Source organism: Sphingobacterium sp. UDSM-2020, from assembly GCF_016132525.1.
In the GTDB taxonomy this organism is placed as follows: domain Bacteria; phylum Bacteroidota; class Bacteroidia; order Sphingobacteriales; family Sphingobacteriaceae; genus Sphingobacterium; species Sphingobacterium anhuiense.
The window spans coordinates 4678730-4696093 of the sequence record NZ_CP066166.1; the positions used below are offsets into that span (position 1 = coordinate 4678730).

Genomic DNA, 17364 nt, shown 5'->3' on the forward strand with positions numbered 1-17364 from the left:
TATAACCAAAATAAATTTAAAATTATGATTAAGTTTTTCTTTAAGATTAAATTCCTTTTGAAGGTCTTTAATCTAAAAACAGACTATGCGCCTTATTTTTTTATACTCTCGAGTATATGTTCCATAAACCTAGCATATGCACAAAATAAAGACGTAAAAGGCTCAGTCAAAAGTTCGGATGGCACTCCCTTGCAAGGCGCGACAGTTTTAATCAAGGGAACTACCGCTGGAACATCGACCAACAATGCGGGGGTGTTTTCATTAAACATGAATCCGACTAATGCAACATTAGTGATCAGTCATAAAGGCTATGAAACGAAAGAGGTCCAGCTCAATGCTTCTTCCCAGAACTTGGATATTACTTTAGTATCCAGTGCACCTGAATACATTGACGAAGTTGTCGTAACGGGTTTTGGACTAACGCAAAAAAAGGAATCATTGACATCTGCGATTTCAACATTAGGATCCAATGATATCAAACGATCCACTTCTTCAACAACTTCAGGAGCTTTGGTCGGTAAGATCCCGGGATTAAACTCACGGCAGTCGGATGGCCGTCCCGGCGCTGGTACAGCTTTACAGATCCGTAATATGGGCGATCCATTATATGTTATTGACGGTGTTCAAAAAGATGCTGGTCAGTTCAATAACCTTGACTTTAATGATATCGAAAGCGTTTCTGTACTAAAAGATGCATCGGCCTCTATTTATGGTGTACGAGCGGCCAATGGGGTTATTGTGGTCACAACAAAAAGAGGAAAAAGAAATTCCGCTAATACAGTCAATCTAATCGCTAATTACGGATTTCAGAATTTATCTACCTTTCCTAAAGCTGCAGATGCAGTCACTTACATCGAGAACTATATCCAATCGGAAACTGTGCAGGGAATCAAAGATTATAAATATTCGCGCACAGATCTCGAAAAATGGAAAGCGGGTACAGAAAAAGGCTATGTTCCATTTGACTGGTATGATTACATCTGGAAGACTTCACCACAACAGTATTATTCGGTCAATGCTTCTGGAGGCTCCGATAATATTAATTATTACTTCAGTGCAGGTCATATGAACCAAGAATCCATGATTGTTAATTATGGCGGTTTTAAACGGACCAATGTGCAGATGAATGTGGATGCGCAGATTTCCAAAAAACTTAAAGTGGGTGCTTCCCTTAATGCACGTTACGAAAACCGTACGAATCCTGGAGTTCCCGGTGGTGACGATTATTGGTTGCCAATTTTTGCTACTTATCGTAATTTGCCAACTGCCAGACCATTTGCCAATGACAATCCCAATTATCCGACCTTAACTTCTACCGATCCAGGTACGAATTTCGCCTGGTTAAATTATGATCTATCTGGAAAATATACAGATACCTGGCGTGTTGCCCAACTAAATTTCAATGCAGAATATGATATCATAGACGGATTGAAAGCAAAGGCTTTGGTGGGGTACTATTATGCAAATCAAAAGCTGGATAACCATGAATATACCTACAAATTGTATGGATACGATGAAGCCAATGATACTTATCCGGTGATTTTTGAAAATAACAATCCATGGCGCGAAAGAAGAATGGGTCATGTTGAAGAACTTACGTCTAATTTTCAGCTGGCTTATACCAAATTAATTGATAAACATAATATCAATGTAGTAGGAGGTTTTGAAACGATTGTCCGTCATACGCCAACGACATGGGTACATTCCATTCCGACAGCCAACTCGTTGAATTTGATCGATTATGAAACCATGGACACCTATAACGATGATGGAAATAGGACAGAAGGTCGATTAGGTTATCTGGCCCGTATTAATTACGATTATGACAGTAAGTATCTGATTGAAGTTTCGGGTCGATACGATGGTTCCTGGAAGTTTCCTCCAGGACAGCGTTGGGGATTTTTTCCTTCGGCCTCATTAGGTTGGAGAGCCTCTGCTGAGAGTTTTTGGAAAGATAATTCCATATTGAGTAAAATCAATGATTTTAAACTGCGTGCATCTTATGGTTTGCTGGGCGATGATGCCGTATCTGGTTACAGTGCATTTGATTACCTGTCCGGTTACAATTATAAATCCGGTGGATCTGTTATCGATGGTAAATATATCATCGGTTCACAGCCTAGGGGTTTACCGGTAAGGACACTTTCTTGGATCAGAGCGAAAATATTGGATATCGGGCTAGATTTTGCGATTGTCAATTCTAAACTGACAGGAAGTTTTGATTATTTCAGACGCATGAGAACTGGATTACCAGCTTCGAGATATGATATTTTACTACCATCGGAAGTAGGTTTTAGTTTACCCAACGAAAACTTAAATTCAGATATGCATAAAGGTGTTGAAGGGATGATCAAGTGGTCAGACCGTATCGGTGAATTGAGTTACAGTGTCGCTGCGAATGCAACTTACTCTAGATTTTACGATTGGAACCAGTATAAACCGAGATTTAGTAACTCCTGGAATGTGTACAGAAATTCAATCAATGAGCGTTTCGGGTACATCAACTGGGGACTGGAATCAGCAGGGCAGTTCCAAAGTTGGGAAGAGATCGCAAACTGGACAGTTGATAATGATAGACAGGGGAATAAAACTTTAAGACCAGGAGATATCAAATATGTAGACCAAAACGGTGACGGTGTTATCAATGGACTGGATGAGCGCCCTATTGGATACCGTGAAGACGCGACACCGATTTTGAATTTTGGCTTTAATTTTTCATTCGGCTATAAAAACTTTGACTTAGCCTTTGACTTAACTGGCGGTGGTCTGAATTCTTGGTACCAGGACAATGAGCAAAGAAATCCATTTCATGATGGGGGTAATAATGCACAATACTACATGGAAGACACCTGGAGACTTTCCGATATATATGATGCAAACAGTGAACTGATACCTGGGAAATACCCCATGTTACTGATCGGCAATACATCGCACAGTAATTATTGGAACAGTGATTTTTGGAAGCATAATGTAAAATACATCAAACTTAGAAATCTTGAGTTTGGATATTCCCTTCCGGAGAGTTTCCTGAAAAAAGCGAGTATCAAAAGAGCAAGGGTCTATTTTTCGGGACAGAATCTATTGACGTTATCTAATGTAAAAGGTGTGGATCCGGAGATCAACGCAACAAGTGGTCTGGTCTATCCGACAACGCGGATCTATAATTTTGGTTTAAACCTGACTTTTTAATTAAAGCTGTTAATTTAAAATGATAAATATGAAAAAGTTATTCAGTAATAAAATTATATGGATCGCGCTGATCGGTTTACTATCTACCGGCTGCAATAATATACTTGACCAGGACCCGGATAAGATCATCAGTGATGAACAGGTTTTTAGTGATGAAATCATGATCAATTCTGTTCTGGCTAATTTTTATGGACGTGTTCACTGGGGACAAAATACAGCAGATTCGTACAGCTATACGATTTTGGATGAAGCGGGTAAATCTGATGGCGGTCCTGATAATATCCAAAACTATGGCGATGATTTATGGCGGGTGTATGACTATACGCTCATCCGGAGTATCAATCAGTTTTTAGCTGGATTGCGGAGTACAAATGCGCTCAATATGACTAAGAAATTGAGTTATGAAGCGGAAGCACGCTTTTTAAGAGCCTGGGTTTATTTTAATATGGCCCGCGGGATGGGCGGTATGCCGATCGTGGGGGATGAGGTTTTTGAATATACCCCTGGAGATGATATTACGGCACTGCAATATGCGCGATCAACAGAGTCGGAGATCTATAGCTATGTCATTAAGGAAATCGATGAGATCCATGCCAACTTGGGTGACAGTCCGACGATAAATGCGGGTCGAATAAATAAATGGGGAGCATTAATGTTAAAAGCAAGGGCTGCTGTATATGCCGGATCATTGGCGAATTATAACAATAAGATGCCCAATCCGATTAAAACAACAAATGGTGAAGTTGGTATCGCGGCGTCTGAGGCTCAGAAGTTTTACGAATTAGCACTTGGTGCGGCAGAGCAGGTGATCAATGGCGGTAAATATCAGCTCAGCTTGAAGAAACCGGATGATCTAAGCCGGAATTTTTACGAAGCGATTAATCTCAAAGAGAACAATGTGGAAGTGATATGGGCCAGAGATTATAAATATCCGGGACAAACGGTAGAATTTACCAAGAATAATATTGCACCATCGCTGGCGGAAGATATTGACCGTGCATATGCAGGCCCGATTTTAAATTTAGTTGAAGATTTTGAATATATCAATGATCGAAATGGGGTTTTAAAAAATAAAGATGCGAACGGTAATTATATCTTCTATGATAATCCCTTAGCTATTTTCCAGGATAAAGATCCAAGACTAAGTGGTTCTATTATTTTGCCTGGATCGGTTTTTAAGGGCGAGGTGGTTACTTTGCAAGCTGGTCAGAAGATATTGCAGGGCGGGTCTTACGTAACTAAAATCGGCCAGCCTGGAACAAGTGATGCTAATGGTCTGATTACTGCGGCAAATGGGCCAATTACCTCAAACTTGCAATATGTCAATAAATCAGGCTTCTTTTTCCGGAAATTTTTAGATGAAAATCCCGGAGCTTCAACAAGAGGCCGTAATAGTGAAATGTGGTTCCCGCGGTTTAGATTTGCTGAGGCCGTCATGATCGCCAGTGAAGCGGCTTTTGAATTAAACAATATGGGTAAAGCACTAGGCTATCTTAATCAGATCAGATCTAGAGCAGGGTTAAAGGCATTAAATACGATGTCTCTAGCAGATATCGTGCAGGAAAGAAGAGTCGAATTTGCATTTGAAGATCATCGGTACTGGGATTTAAAACGATGGAGATTGGCCGATAAAATATGGAATGGATCTACGCAAAATCCGGATGCTATACAGTATGCTTTGTTTCCCTATAAAGTTGTAGCTCCGGGAAATGTTAATCATGGTAAATGGGTTTTTGATAAACAACCTTTTACAAATTCACCGAATCCGCGATTCTTCCAAATGAAGAATTATTATAATTTCATCAATCAGGACTGGATTAATAATAATCCTAAAATGGTTAGAAATCCGTATCAATAAAACTAAATCAAAGAATATGAAAAATATATTGATTATTATGACTGTACTGTCATTACTGTTTTCTGCTTGTGGTAAAGATAATTATGACCAACCTACTTCGACAATAAGTGGGCAGGTTAGCTATAAAGGAAAGCCGATTGGGGTCAGAGGGACAGGTGAGGTAGTTAAATTACAGCTTTACCAAGAAGGATTTGAACTCAATGCTCCAGTTCAGGTTTACGTAGGCCAAGACGGAAGTTTCAAGTCTAAAATTTTTGATGGCAAATATAAACTAATCGCCACTAATAATAATGGCCCTTGGTTAAACAGTACCGATACCGTTCGATTTGAATTGAAAGGGAGCACGACTGTCAATTATGAGGTGACTCCTTATTACACCATTGAGAATGTAAAGTTATCCTTAGATGCCAACCAAAAGCTATCAAGCAGTTTTACAATCAACAAGGTTTTTGACAATGCAAGTGTCAATTATTATATGTTGCTGGTTAGCCGTACGGCCTTTGTCGATGATGCTACAAATATTTTCCGAAAGGATTATCAAGATGGTAAAATGGAGATCAGTTTATCAGAAGATCTCAGCCAGTTAAAAGAAGTGAGTGGAAGCGGACCTCTTTTTGCCAGAGTAGGTGTTCGGGCAAATGCTGGAGATCAAGCTGTCTATTCAGAAATAATAAAAATTAAATAGTTGATGCAGTGATATTGTGTTAAAGACCTCATGATTCATGAGGTCTTTTTTTTTCCTAAATTCTTCAGCTTAGCTATCCTTATTCACTTTCCATCCATTTGATTTCTGTTGTATTTCCCACATTTTTCTGTAAATACCATCCTGTTCCACTAATGCTTCATGTGTTCCTTTTTCTGCAATACCGCCATTATTCAATACAATGATCTGGTCTGCATTTTTAATGGTAGCCAATTTATGTGCAATTACAATTACGGTTTTAGCTTTTACAAGTTCCTGTATGGCATGCTGGATATAAATTTCATTTTCAGGATCGAGACTTGCTGTGGCTTCATCCAGCAGTATAATCGGTGCATTTTTCAATAATGCACGGGCGATGCTGATGCGCTGTTTTTGACCTCCTGAAAGTTTACTGCCACCTTCACCCACCATGGTATCCATCCCTTTCGGAAATTCCCATACGAAATCCAGTATCTGTGCTTTATCGGCCGCATCAATGATTTCTTCTAGAGTTGCGTCTGGTTTACCAATTTTGATGTTGTTATAAACAGTGTCGTCAAAGAGATATACATCTTGAAATACTTCGCTGATGAGTGTATAATACTGATCTTGATGAATATCGCGAATGTCCATGCCGCCGATTTTAATGCCGCCGGTATTTACATCCCAAAAACGGGCAATGAGCGAGGCAATTGTTGATTTTCCAGAACCAGAATGGCCTACCAAAGCGAGCATTGATTTTTCAGGAACAGTAAAACTCAGATTCTGAACGGTTAACTTATTTTGATAACCAAAACTAACATTGTCGAATATGACATCATATCGATTGGGGACAGCTTCTTTTCCCGTTTCCATGGTAGGTGTTTCCATAATAGCAATAATACGGTTAAGACTTTCATTCATGTATCGAAGCACCAGATAATCGACCATGACCACTTTAAGTGGGTTGTATAAATTATATCCCATAATGAGGAACGTAATTAATACGGGAATGGTGATGGTATTGTTGGATAAATAGTATAATCCTAAGGCGACCATCAAAATAAAACCGATCTCGAAAACAATCCCTGCTGTGACAACAAACGGACCGGGAATAGCCTCCATACGGATACTTTTTTTTCTCAGATCTTCAAATGAATTTTCCAATCCCTTATGCTTCTCACCGGTTAATCCATAAGACTTTAAATGTCGTATGCCCTGTACATATTCTAAAAATTTTGCTCCAACAGTATTCCGGGCCGCTATTTGTTTTTTCCCTAATTTGCTGACGAAATAATTGGCCAAATATAAAAAGGGATAAATGAGTGGCAATGCTGCTAAGAGACAAAGACCTAATCTCCAATCATAGATAAATAGGAAAATAGAAAGCACCGTGGTTCCAAAAATAGCAGAAGCCAGGTTTCCAACGCTATGCCCAAAAATACCTTCAAAATTTGATACATCCTGTAGTACAATGGATGCAATTTCCCCTGGATCACGTTGTTTGAAGAAACCAAGGGAAAATTTCTGGATGCGATTTCCTAAGGCAATACGAAGTTTTGTGGACAGGTCATAGACCCATAAGTTGGATCTGACCATCGACTGCGATGCAATAAAAAATTGCACGACCAGCATGACAGCCATAAGACCTACTACCATCCATATTTTATGTACATCGGGTTGAGGAGAAAACAATTCCCATATGATGACCAGTAAAATTGCTGAAGGAGCGGCAATGAACAGGCTATGGAGTATTTCCCAAAGTATGATTTTACGCGTATCTTTTCTGTTAAAAGCGGTAACGTATTTTAGGTTCTTTATCATGTTTACTGATTTCTATTGTATGCTGTAATAAATTGAATGAATGATCGCCCTTATCATGTGAACGAGGAGGCGGAATTTTATGAGGCAAAATGACCCAAGTGCACTAGATCACAAATTCCTTTGCTCTGGTATGGGCATTCCACATGCGTCCATACAAGGCGCTGTTTTCTAGTAATTCATCATGTTTTCCATTATCGATTAATTCACCATGGTCAAAAACTAATATTTGGTCCGCATCTGTAATTGTACTCAATCGGTGCGCAATGATTAATACTGTCTTATCTTTGATCAACTGACTAAATGCTTGTTGTATTTTGATTTCGTTTTCGGGATCAGCGAATGCTGTTGCTTCATCTAAAATTAAGATAGGCGCATCTTTAAGAATAGCTCTGGCTAATTGAAAGCGCTGTTGTTCACCGCCACTTAAATGTACACCGGACTGTCCGAATAAGGTGTCGTATCCGCTGGGTAAGCTCAAAATTAAATCGTGTATCTGCGCCGCTTTGGCCGCATCTTCAACCTCTTCACGGCTTTTTTTCATACCCATACAGATGTTTTCATACATAGTGTCCTGAAACATAAAGCTATCCTGAAATACGAATGAGACCAGACGCATGAGCTGTTCTGTAGGATAATCTCTGACATCAATACCGCCGATGCGTATTTCACCCTTGGTGACATCCCAAAAGCGGGCGAGCAATTGTCCGATGGTACTTTTTCCTGCCCCCGAAGGGCCGACCAAAGCTGTTATTGTTTTTTCAGGTACTGTAAAATTAATATTTTGAAGTCCCCAGTTTTTGTCTTGATAAGCAAAACTTACATGTTCAAATGTAATGGAGTAGTCGATAGGGTGCTGTACAGCTGTATTTTCAAGTAAATGTTCTGTATACAGCAGTTCATCGATCTGTTCAACACCACGATTGATGATGGATATTTGTATACCCATATTATTGAGGGCAAATAAAGGCTTAATGTATCCTGTCCCTAAGATCAGGAACAAGAGAAGTGTGGCAAGAGTTACACCATTCTGAAAATAGAGATAGAGTCCGAGAGCCAATACCGGTAACATCGCATTGCTCGTGAAACTCATAAATATAGCGAAACCGGGCGTACTGCTTTTAACCCATTCGCCCACAAATTTATTGAACCGTTTTACGGTGTTGCCATACTTATCAAATGTTTCTGCAGACTGACCGAATATTTTCATGACAGGCATAGCTCTGACATATTCTACAATACCGGCATTCATTTCTTCTAAGGATTGATGATAATCCTGAATCAGTTTTTTATTCCTTCCACTGTACATTTTTGGCAACATAACGGCTAAAACTAAAAGTGGAACACAGCTGATTGCAGCCAGACGCCAGTCCTGAAAAAAAAGATAGACAATAGTAATGATGGGTAAGGCGATACCTTTTACAAAATCGGGTATTTGATGGGCGATAAAATTTTCAATGCGTTCAACATCATCAGAAAGTATTTTTTTTAATGTTCCTGAATTACGGTCATTGAGATAACCCATGGGTAATTTGCCGACCTGAGCGGTGATAAATTTACGCAGTTCAAATAATATATTGTACGCGGCGATATGGGATAATACGCCTGATAGAAAAAATACAAGCATACTGATTATGGCCGCTAAAATAGCATAGATGACATAGGTATTGACTAAGCTGAAATTGATGTTTTCTTTCGTGAGTTCACGGATAATATAAAAAACAAGAACATAGGGCACTAAGCTCAGTAGGGCATGCATGACGGATAGAAATCCTGAGACAAATAATAAACCCTTTTTTCGGCCGGCTATCTCAAGCAGACGGGCGATACCGCTTTTTTTATTTTTTTCTTCTTTCATTTGATTCGTGTTATGGTAACTATTATTAAGAATAGTTCTACATAATATTACTGTTTGGGCAAATATAGTGTGTTAAGCTAATCCGGGAAGTCTGTTAAAGGGAGTAAAAAGTCCTTGAAAGGGAGAAGTTTTTCTTCCGCAATAAATCGATCTGGCTTTATTTTTCTATATTTATGTAAGCCTTTCGTACGGAATATTTATTACCTTCAGCATGTTAACTATTATCTTCCATTAGCACCGATCATGAAAATAGCACTTGCATCACCACCTTTCCCTAGTTCAATAGATCATGGCCTTCAACTGCTGGAAAAATTCGCAGGTGATGCCGCACGTGGAGGTGCGGAAATCATCTGTTTCCCTGAATCATTTATACCGGGCTATCCAGGTATGGGTTATGCTATTGAAAGCCGTACTCCTGAAGCATTAGAGATGGCTTTGGAAAAAGCACAACTCATTGCAAAATCGCATAACATTGCGCTTATATTGCCAATGGACGGATATATTGCCGATTGTATTTATAATTTGGCTTATGTCATTTCGGGTACGGGTGAGCTTTTAGGTTATCAGACCAAAAATCAGCTTGATCCAAGCGAAGATGAACTGTGGACAGCAGGAGTAGCGCGTAAGGTTTTTGAAATAAACGGATTAAAATTTGGAATAACGATCTGTCATGAAGGTTTTCGTTACCCCGAATCTGTGCGATGGAGTGTATGCAATGGGGCTCATATCGTGTTTCATCCGCATCTAACAGGCAGTAATGAAACAGGTCAACACTATCATACATTCGGAGCGAAGGAGAATCCCTATTATGAAAAGGCCATGATGATGCGTGCCCTGGAAAATACCATTTACTTTGCCAGTGTCAATTATGCCTCCACTTATCAAGAGTCTGCTTCAGCTGTAATTGCACCGGATGGTTCCTGTGTTAAGCATCAGCAGTATGGAGAAGCGGGGGTTTTAATTGTTGAAATCGATCCAGCCAAAGGTTCAGGAATGTTAGCTAAAAGATTCAAAAGCAATTTATATTTATAAAAGGTTAAGTACTGTCTTTCAATTTTATCGGTATCTGAAATGCTGATTTAATTCAAAAAAATCAACTTTGTTGTAGATAGTGTAATAAATACACAATTATATTAGCAAAATTTAAATTAATTGTATACCTTTATGATAGAGTAATAAGGGAATATATATTTTTTTTATCAAAGTAATCTGTTTTTCCAAACATTACCACTAACCTTTTTCATTAAAATAAAGTAAATTAAAAAAGAAAAATGAACTTAGACCTAAAGAGCATTTTTTATTCTGAAGCGGATATTCCGTCAGAATTTAATCTAGCTGAACAATTGGATCAACGTGTTTTCCTTTCAAATGGAGCATTACTTCCTTGGGCAGGAGAGGTGAACGAAGTGTTTTCGCCTATTTGTATACAGACAAAAGACGGACTTCAGCGAAAGCGCATCGGTAGCTACCCGGTATGTACAGTTAAGGAATCGATGGAAGCATTAGATGCTGCTGTAAATGCTTTTGACAACGGACGTGGCGAATGGCCGACGATGAGTGTTGCCAACAGAATTGCCTGTGTTGCGCGTTTTACACATAAAATGTTAGAGCAAAAGGATACTGTTGTTAAATTGATTATGTGGGAAATCGGTAAGTCGTATGCAGATTCTGTAAAGGAATTTGATCGTACCGTAGAATATATCTATGCCACTATCGACGCTTTAAAGGATATTGACCGCGATTCATCCCGCTTTCAAATCGAGCAAGGAATTATTGCCCAAGTGAGAAGATCGCCACTTGGTGTGGTACTTTGCATGGGACCTTTTAATTACCCGCTGAACGAAACTTTTACAACGTTGATCCCCGCTTTGATCATGGGTAATACGTTATTATTCAAACCACCTAAGCATGGTACTCTTTTACACTATCCGTTGTTAGAGGCTTTCCGTTCTAGTTTTCCTAAAGGAGTTGTCAATACCATTTATGGTAGAGGAAATAAAATCGTACCGCAACTGATGCAATCTGGCAAGATCAATGTGCTGACTTTGATCGGATCAAGCAGAGTTGCTGATGAGTTAAAAAAGCTTCATCCTAAAGTGAACCGTCTACGTGCAATTCTAGGATTAGATGCCAAAAATGCGGCTATAGTAACCCGTGATGCTGACTTAGACCTTGCAGTCAAAGAAACAGTATTGGGTGCGTTATCTTTTAACGGTCAACGATGCACTGCGATTAAAATCGTATATGTGCACCGTAGTCTAGCTCAGGAATTTTTGAAAAAACTGACTGAAGAAGTGTCACGACTGAAGTACGGTATGCCTTGGGAGAGTGGAGTAGCACTTACACCACTTCCTGAAGTGAATAAACCAGCTTATTTAACAGAGTGTATTGAAGATGCAAAGCAGTTCGGAGCGAAAGTGATCAACCCGAATGGTGGTGAAGTATTGGAGTCATTTGTTTATCCGGCTATTGTTTATCCTGTCAATGAGCAGATGAAATTATACCGTGAAGAACAATTTGGTCCAGTTGTTCCAGTTGTTCCTTTTGATGATCTGGAAGAACCAATTGAATATTTAATCGGATCCTCTCACGGACAGCAGGTGAGTATATTTAGTAATAATGCGGCTGTTATTTCTTCTTTGATCGATCCTTTGGTCAATCAGGTAAGTCGTGTAAATATCAATTGCCAATGTCAACGTGGACCGGATATTTTTCCATTTACAGGAAGAAAAGATAGTGCTGAAGGAACGTTGTCTGTTGTCGATGCGCTAAGATCTTTTTCTATCCGATCATTAGTTGCTACTAAAAATACAGAGCACAACAAAGATTTGTTAAATGATATTGTGAGTGAAAATAGATCTAATTTCTTAAGCACCAAGTATATATTTTAACGATATGACAGCTATGCTCATCTCGATCGGGAGAAGCATAGCGGTGTATTATTGTCATAAATCGGGGCGTTTCCCTTGAAAATTTACGTACAGACTTGTACGAAAATAGCTTGGAATCACAATGGTAACTATCAAAAAGGCGAAAGATTATCTTTCGCCTTTTACTGTTAACTATATTTCTTTTTTACTGCTGCTACACCATCCTCTACGATCTTTCTGAGAACAGCTTCATCAATATCAGAAAGCCGTTTGACGTATATACAGGATTTGCTCATTTTATATTTCCCGAGTTGCTCAAGATCATATTTTTGTTCATCATCACAGGTATAGAGATATAATGATATCGCAGGTTTTCTTGGAGAAAAACCGACCAAAGGCGCATCACCTTCATGGCCACTGGCATATTTGTAATGGTAGCTGCCAAAACCAATGATACTTGGTCCCCACAAAGTTGCGGGCTGTGCTGTAATCTCTTCCATAATTTCGATCAGCTTATAACTGTCGACCCTTTTCTGTTGATCAGGTATCTGTTCAATAAATTGCGTAACAGATTCATCTGTGGGCACTGTTTTGTTCTTCGCCATATTTTATAAGATAGGAGTAAGCTTATAACCTTTCGCAGTTAAGAGTTTCAATAAACCTTCATTGCCAACCAGATGTCCTGCACCGACCGCAAATAGATGTGAAGATTGCGTCATCTTAGCGGGCATTTTGTTGATCCAATTGTTGTTGCGCTTGGTCAAGAAATCAGCTTGTTCTTCTTTGGACATATAACTGCTGTCATAAATTACTGTTTCCAAATCTTTTAGATTTTCGGCCTTGTAAGCAGTGACCATCTTATTCGATACAGCTGGCATTTCATCAATTTTTTCAAGGTATTTTAGTAAATCGGATGCCTTAAACATGCTGTTTAACATGTCGATCTGAAATTTCAGTGTTTCTAAATCATCTATTTTTTTGTTTGCTGACGCCGCTAATGTCTGGATGTCCGCCTCCATGGTTTTAACATTTCTAGGGTCGGAGCAATTCATTGATTTTAAACTCAAGATAGAAACAAAGACAGCAGGGGACATCATCTCTAACATTTTAACGGATAGGCCCTGTGAAATCAGAATGCTGTCAATTTTTAATAGTTCACCCTGACTTAATCCTTTCAGAAAACTCGTGTCAGGTTTCATCATTTCAGGAATAAGTGCTTTATTTTCTTCTGATGCAAGATTTACTTCGAAAGTTACAACATCGACCTGCGGTATTAGGTTTTTAATTTTATCTTTTAATATATAATCGTCCTCACACATAATGTGCATCGTACCCAATAAATAAGAGTCTTTCTTTAATCCATTTCCTGATATTTTCCACAGGACGGTATTATCTTGTGCGTGAACAGTAAAGGTGGCTACGATAAAGGCTATGATAGCCATAAGGCATATTTTTTTCATATAAATAAGTTTTTAATACACTATAAGTATGTGAAAAGCATAAAATGTTACAGCGTGATAGCAAAAAAGCTTTATAAATTAAATTATAAAGCTTTTTGAGGTATTTTTTTACGCTATCACTCGCGTTTCGACGGTTACTTGTGAAAGGAGTATTTTATGAATGGGGCAGGCGTTGGCGATCGCTTCAATACGCCCCTTCTGTTTATCATCAAGATTGCCTTTGTAGCTAATTTTTCTGATAAATTTCGTTTCTTTTTTATCTTCTGACTGTTCAATATCAACTTCTACATCGATAGGACCAATATCCCATTCCTTTCGGTCAGTATACATTTTTAAGGTAATGGCTGTACAGGATGCCAAAGATGCCGCTAATAACTGCTGCGGATGAAATCCGAGGTCAAGACCACCTTTTTCTTCTGGTTCGTCTACAATAATGCTGTTTTTTCCTGCAGTTACTGTTGTTTTATATTTATCTATACCGATAGTAGCTTTAGCGCTATTCATGATGTTTATTTGTTTAAATAAAATTCTGGAAGTGGAATATTTCCTGTTTCATTCGGAACTTCTGGAAATCTATTGTTGATCCAGTCTTGCTTTGCTTGTTCTAATCTTTCTTTGGAGGAGCTCACAAAATTCCATAAAATATACCGTTCCTCGGGTAAAGGTTCTCCTCCGAAAATATAGATTTTTGAATTTTCACCGATTTCAAATTCACATAATTTAGCATCTTTAGCGACCAATAAATGTTTAGATTCAAATGTTGTTCCGCTATCTGTAATGGTACCATCTAAAATATAAAGACCCGATTCGCCGTATAAATCGTTGCCGATGCTGATCTTTGCCTTGTTTTTAGATTTAATTTCGATGAAGTATAGTTTGCTGTATACGGATACAGGAGATTTTTTTCCAAAGGCTTCACCCGCAATTAAGGTATAGCTGACCCCATTTTCATCTTCCCAATGCGGTAAATCTTCGGCATTAGTATGTTCAAAAGATGGTTCGCACTCTTCAAGCTCTTTTGGTAATGCTACCCAGATCTGAAGGCCATGTAACACTTTATCGGTATGTCTTAAGTATTCGGGAGTACGCTCAGAATGGGTTACGCCTTTACCCGCAGTCATCCAGTTTACCGCTCCGGGTTTTATCTCCATTTCGGTACCTAGACTATCGCGGTGCATAATTGCTCCTTCAAAAAGATAGGTTAGGGTTGATAAGCCAATATGAGGATGTGGACCGACATCGAGGTTTTCATATTCATTTAATGCCGCAGGGCCCATATGATCAATAAAAGTAAAAGGCCCAACCATTCGCTTTTGACGAAAAGGCAATAAACGACCAACCATAAAATTGCCGATATCTGCGGCCCGTTCTTCTATAATAATACCAATGTTAGACATAGCTATGTTATTTTAAAATCTTATTGTATGAAACAGTTGTCATGTATTTTAGTTTTGGTGTCAGCAAAACCATATTCAGTAGGTTATCGCTAGGGATACTGATAAACACATGCCAGAGAACGCCTCGTTCTTCTGTTAAAGATAAGTACTTGTTTTATTTTTATTATTGATCTAGATTAAGAAAATGACGGCAACCAGTAATTTATTTAAAATTCAGGAAGTTTATCCATGATATGCCGCCTATAAAAGAACAATGCCAGATTTTTGTATGAAGCGTGGTGGTACAGTAATCATATGTTACTTTAGGAAAAAGATAACTTTTCGACTCCACTTACAATAGGTCTGAGGTGGAGTCGAAAAGTCAATTTTTATTATGCCAAATAAACTAGAGCATGATTGTTCGCTCGATATTTATCTCCTGTAAAAAGTACTCATCATGAGATACGACCAGTATGGTACCCTGGTAAGTTTTTAAAGCGGTAGTCAATATTTCAATATTCTGAATATCTAAGTTATTAGTCGGTTCATCCATAATGATGAGATCGGGTGCTAGATTCTGAATTGTTAAGCAACATAGGCATAGTCTCATTTTTTCTCCACCGCTCAGGGTATCGCATCGCTTATCCCAGCTGTCTTTACCAAATAAAAATCGATTTAATCTGATTTTGATCTCATGTTCCTGTAAGCTAGTATCATTAAATAACTGTACCTGATCATATATGGTCAGATCATTGTTGATCATGGAATAATCTTGATCAATATACACTGATTTATGTGCTGCACGATACACTTCACCTTGGTAATCATGGATCTTATTGAGCAAAATCTGAATAAGAGTCGTTTTCCCAGATCCATTTTCTCCTTTTAAAGCAATACGTTCTGTGCTTGAGATTTCAAAATCTAAATTTGTATTCCAAAGTGGCTTTCCATTAAAATTGCCATTCAGCTTCTTTACGGTAAAGAGTTTTTTGCCTGCGTGTAAATTGGAGTCCGTTAGACCAAACTTTATTTTATCAATATCTGGAATTCCCTTTCTTAAGCTCTGCAACTCCTGGGATAGACCCGCACTTTTTTCATGATGTGTATCTTTTATTTTAGCGGTGCTTTTTTCAGCATTATTGCGCAAGGTATTCATCATGATTCGGGAAACGCCCTCTTTCTGCTGTTTATTCTTCCCTCTAGCATCTAATTTTTGTTGCCGCTCTATGGTCTCTCGCGCCTTGATCTTTGTTTTTCTGATTTCTTTTTCGACATGTTTGATGTCATGATGCAAGGCCTCTTGTTTCATCTTCTTTTCTTCCAGATAGAAATCATAATTACCGGCATAGTAAATCAATCCAGAAGAGGTCAATTCGTACATGGAATCGAGTTGATTGAGCAAAGAACGGTCGTGACTTACGATAATCATCGTGCTGGATGAAGAACGGATGAATTGATACAGCAGCTTACGGCTCATGGCGTCTAACTGATTGCTTGGCTCATCGAGTAAAATCAGTTTGGGCTGGTGAATACTGATCCCTGCTAGAAAAACTTTCGTTTTCTGGCCACCGCTCAGGCTGTCTAGCTTTTGGTCCAAAGCGAGATCCGTTAATTTCCAGTAAGACAATGCCTCCTGGCATCGATCTTCGATGTTCCAATCATCATCGAGTACAGTTAGATTTTCTTCTGTTACAATTCCTGAAAGTATGGCATGAAGTGCACTTAACTTATGATCGATTTTTAATGCCTGCGCTACCGTTAAATGATTGTACTGACCGAATAGCTGCGGCACGTAATATAAGGTGCCATCAATACTTTTTTGGCCATGAGCGGCGGTTAATTCACCCGCAATGATCTTTAACAGTGTGGATTTTCCGACACCATTGTTTCCGATCAAAGCAACTTTTTTATTGTCCTGCAAACTTAGACTGATGTCCTGAAACAGCACATCTTTATTTTGATGTATATATGAAATGTTTTGTAAAATAAGCATAATTTCTTTTTTTAGCATGAACGATCGTGCGCATGGAGTATGCGTCACATTAATTTTTTGCAAAAAGAAATTATTTATTACATGGATATGTTGCTTTATAGTTACTGATGCAAATCTAGATAATTTTGTGCGGATATGAAAACAAATTTTTGTGGCTGTTTATTTTTTGCACGATAAAATTGACAGATTTGTAATCTGCAGTCGGATGATTTCAATTCGGGTCATCGGCTTTTCTATTTTGTACTAGTGCTTACTTTACAGCTAATTAAGTATTCTTA

12 protein-coding genes are annotated in these 17364 nt (G+C 38.5%); 5 read left to right on the forward strand and 7 right to left on the reverse strand.

The annotated features are described in order from the left end of the window. The first annotated feature begins 24 nt into the window (after nucleotides 1-24). Genes JAZ75_RS19730 through JAZ75_RS19740 form a run of 3 tightly spaced genes read left to right on the forward strand, consistent with a single transcriptional unit; the run spans nucleotide 25 to nucleotide 5732 of the window. On the forward strand, nucleotides 25-3189 hold the full coding sequence (locus JAZ75_RS19730; protein WP_208697865.1) for a SusC/RagA family TonB-linked outer membrane protein: 3165 nt from the start codon (nucleotides 25-27) through the stop codon (nucleotides 3187-3189). 28 nt (nucleotides 3190-3217) lie between these two features. Then, nucleotides 3218-5047 carry a RagB/SusD family nutrient uptake outer membrane protein gene (locus tag JAZ75_RS19735; protein WP_208697872.1) on the forward strand — a complete coding sequence of 610 codons (1830 nt, stop codon included), beginning with the start codon at nucleotides 3218-3220 and terminating at the stop codon, nucleotides 5045-5047. Nucleotides 5048-5063: 16 nt separating this feature from the next. After that, a complete protein-coding gene (locus JAZ75_RS19740; RefSeq protein WP_208697874.1) occupies nucleotides 5064-5732 on the forward strand; it encodes a DUF3823 domain-containing protein in 669 nt (222 codons plus the stop codon). 69 nt (nucleotides 5733-5801) lie between these two features. On the opposite strand, the gene JAZ75_RS19745 is transcribed toward JAZ75_RS19740, so the two are convergent. Continuing rightward, entirely contained in the window at nucleotides 5802-7532 is a 1731-nt protein-coding gene (locus JAZ75_RS19745) for an ABC transporter ATP-binding protein (RefSeq protein WP_208697876.1), read from the reverse strand. A 103-nt stretch (nucleotides 7533-7635) separates the two neighbouring features. After that, complete coding sequence (locus tag JAZ75_RS19750; protein WP_208697878.1) at nucleotides 7636-9387, reverse strand: ABC transporter ATP-binding protein; 1752 nt, start codon at nucleotides 9385-9387, stop codon at nucleotides 7636-7638. A 243-nt stretch (nucleotides 9388-9630) separates the two neighbouring features. On the opposite strand from JAZ75_RS19750, the gene JAZ75_RS19755 reads away from it, so the two are divergent. Together JAZ75_RS19755 and JAZ75_RS19760 are read left to right on the forward strand one after the other, a co-directional pair. Next, entirely contained in the window at nucleotides 9631-10419 is a 789-nt protein-coding gene (locus JAZ75_RS19755) for a carbon-nitrogen hydrolase family protein (RefSeq protein WP_208697880.1), read from the forward strand. Nucleotides 10420-10658: 239 nt separating this feature from the next. Further along, nucleotides 10659-12278 (forward strand): NADP-dependent glyceraldehyde-3-phosphate dehydrogenase, encoded by a 1620-nt coding sequence (locus JAZ75_RS19760; protein WP_208697882.1) that lies wholly within the window; start codon nucleotides 10659-10661, stop codon nucleotides 12276-12278. 167 nt (nucleotides 12279-12445) lie between these two features. Here JAZ75_RS19760 and JAZ75_RS19765 read toward each other — a convergent pair whose 3' ends face one another. From JAZ75_RS19765 to JAZ75_RS19785, 5 genes are all read right to left on the reverse strand, one after another. After that, nucleotides 12446-12862 carry a DUF1801 domain-containing protein gene (locus JAZ75_RS19765; RefSeq protein ID WP_132768111.1) on the reverse strand — a complete coding sequence of 139 codons (417 nt, stop codon included), beginning with the start codon at nucleotides 12860-12862 and terminating at the stop codon, nucleotides 12446-12448. 3 nt (nucleotides 12863-12865) lie between these two features. After that, complete coding sequence (locus tag JAZ75_RS19770) at nucleotides 12866-13717, reverse strand: TraB/GumN family protein (protein WP_132839907.1); 852 nt, start codon at nucleotides 13715-13717, stop codon at nucleotides 12866-12868. Between the two features lie 108 nt (nucleotides 13718-13825). After that, entirely contained in the window at nucleotides 13826-14221 is a 396-nt protein-coding gene (locus tag JAZ75_RS19775) for an OsmC family protein (protein ID WP_021188554.1), read from the reverse strand. 5 nt (nucleotides 14222-14226) lie between these two features. Further along, nucleotides 14227-15114, reverse strand: a complete 888-nt coding sequence (locus JAZ75_RS19780) for a pirin family protein (RefSeq protein ID WP_021188553.1) — start codon at nucleotides 15112-15114, stop codon at nucleotides 14227-14229. Between the two features lie 385 nt (nucleotides 15115-15499). After that, nucleotides 15500-17086 carry an ABC-F family ATP-binding cassette domain-containing protein gene (locus tag JAZ75_RS19785; RefSeq protein ID WP_208697884.1) on the reverse strand — a complete coding sequence of 529 codons (1587 nt, stop codon included), beginning with the start codon at nucleotides 17084-17086 and terminating at the stop codon, nucleotides 15500-15502. Between the last annotated feature and the right edge of the window lie 278 nt (nucleotides 17087-17364).

Excerpts from the sequence above, each read along its gene's own strand:
- JAZ75_RS19775 (WP_021188554.1), bottom strand. The coding sequence starts at position 14,221 with ATGAATAGCGCTAAAGCTACTATCGGTATAGATAAATATAAAACAACA.
- JAZ75_RS19735 (WP_208697872.1), top strand. The coding sequence starts at position 3,218 with ATGAAAAAGTTATTCAGTAATAAAATTATATGGATCGCGCTGATCGGT.
- JAZ75_RS19755 (WP_208697880.1), top strand. The coding sequence starts at position 9,631 with ATGAAAATAGCACTTGCATCACCACCTTTCCCTAGTTCAATAGATCAT.
- JAZ75_RS19780 (WP_021188553.1), bottom strand. The coding sequence starts at position 15,114 with ATGTCTAACATTGGTATTATTATAGAAGAACGGGCCGCAGATATCGGC.
- JAZ75_RS19740 (WP_208697874.1), top strand. The coding sequence starts at position 5,064 with ATGAAAAATATATTGATTATTATGACTGTACTGTCATTACTGTTTTCT.
- JAZ75_RS19785 (WP_208697884.1), bottom strand. The coding sequence starts at position 17,086 with ATGCTTATTTTACAAAACATTTCATATATACATCAAAATAAAGATGTG.
- JAZ75_RS19745 (WP_208697876.1), bottom strand. The coding sequence starts at position 7,532 with ATGATAAAGAACCTAAAATACGTTACCGCTTTTAACAGAAAAGATACG.
- JAZ75_RS19750 (WP_208697878.1), bottom strand. The coding sequence starts at position 9,387 with ATGAAAGAAGAAAAAAATAAAAAAAGCGGTATCGCCCGTCTGCTTGAG.
- JAZ75_RS19760 (WP_208697882.1), top strand. The coding sequence starts at position 10,659 with ATGAACTTAGACCTAAAGAGCATTTTTTATTCTGAAGCGGATATTCCG.
- JAZ75_RS19770 (WP_132839907.1), bottom strand. The coding sequence starts at position 13,717 with ATGAAAAAAATATGCCTTATGGCTATCATAGCCTTTATCGTAGCCACC.
- JAZ75_RS19765 (WP_132768111.1), bottom strand. The coding sequence starts at position 12,862 with ATGGCGAAGAACAAAACAGTGCCCACAGATGAATCTGTTACGCAATTT.
- JAZ75_RS19730 (WP_208697865.1), top strand. The coding sequence starts at position 25 with ATGATTAAGTTTTTCTTTAAGATTAAATTCCTTTTGAAGGTCTTTAAT.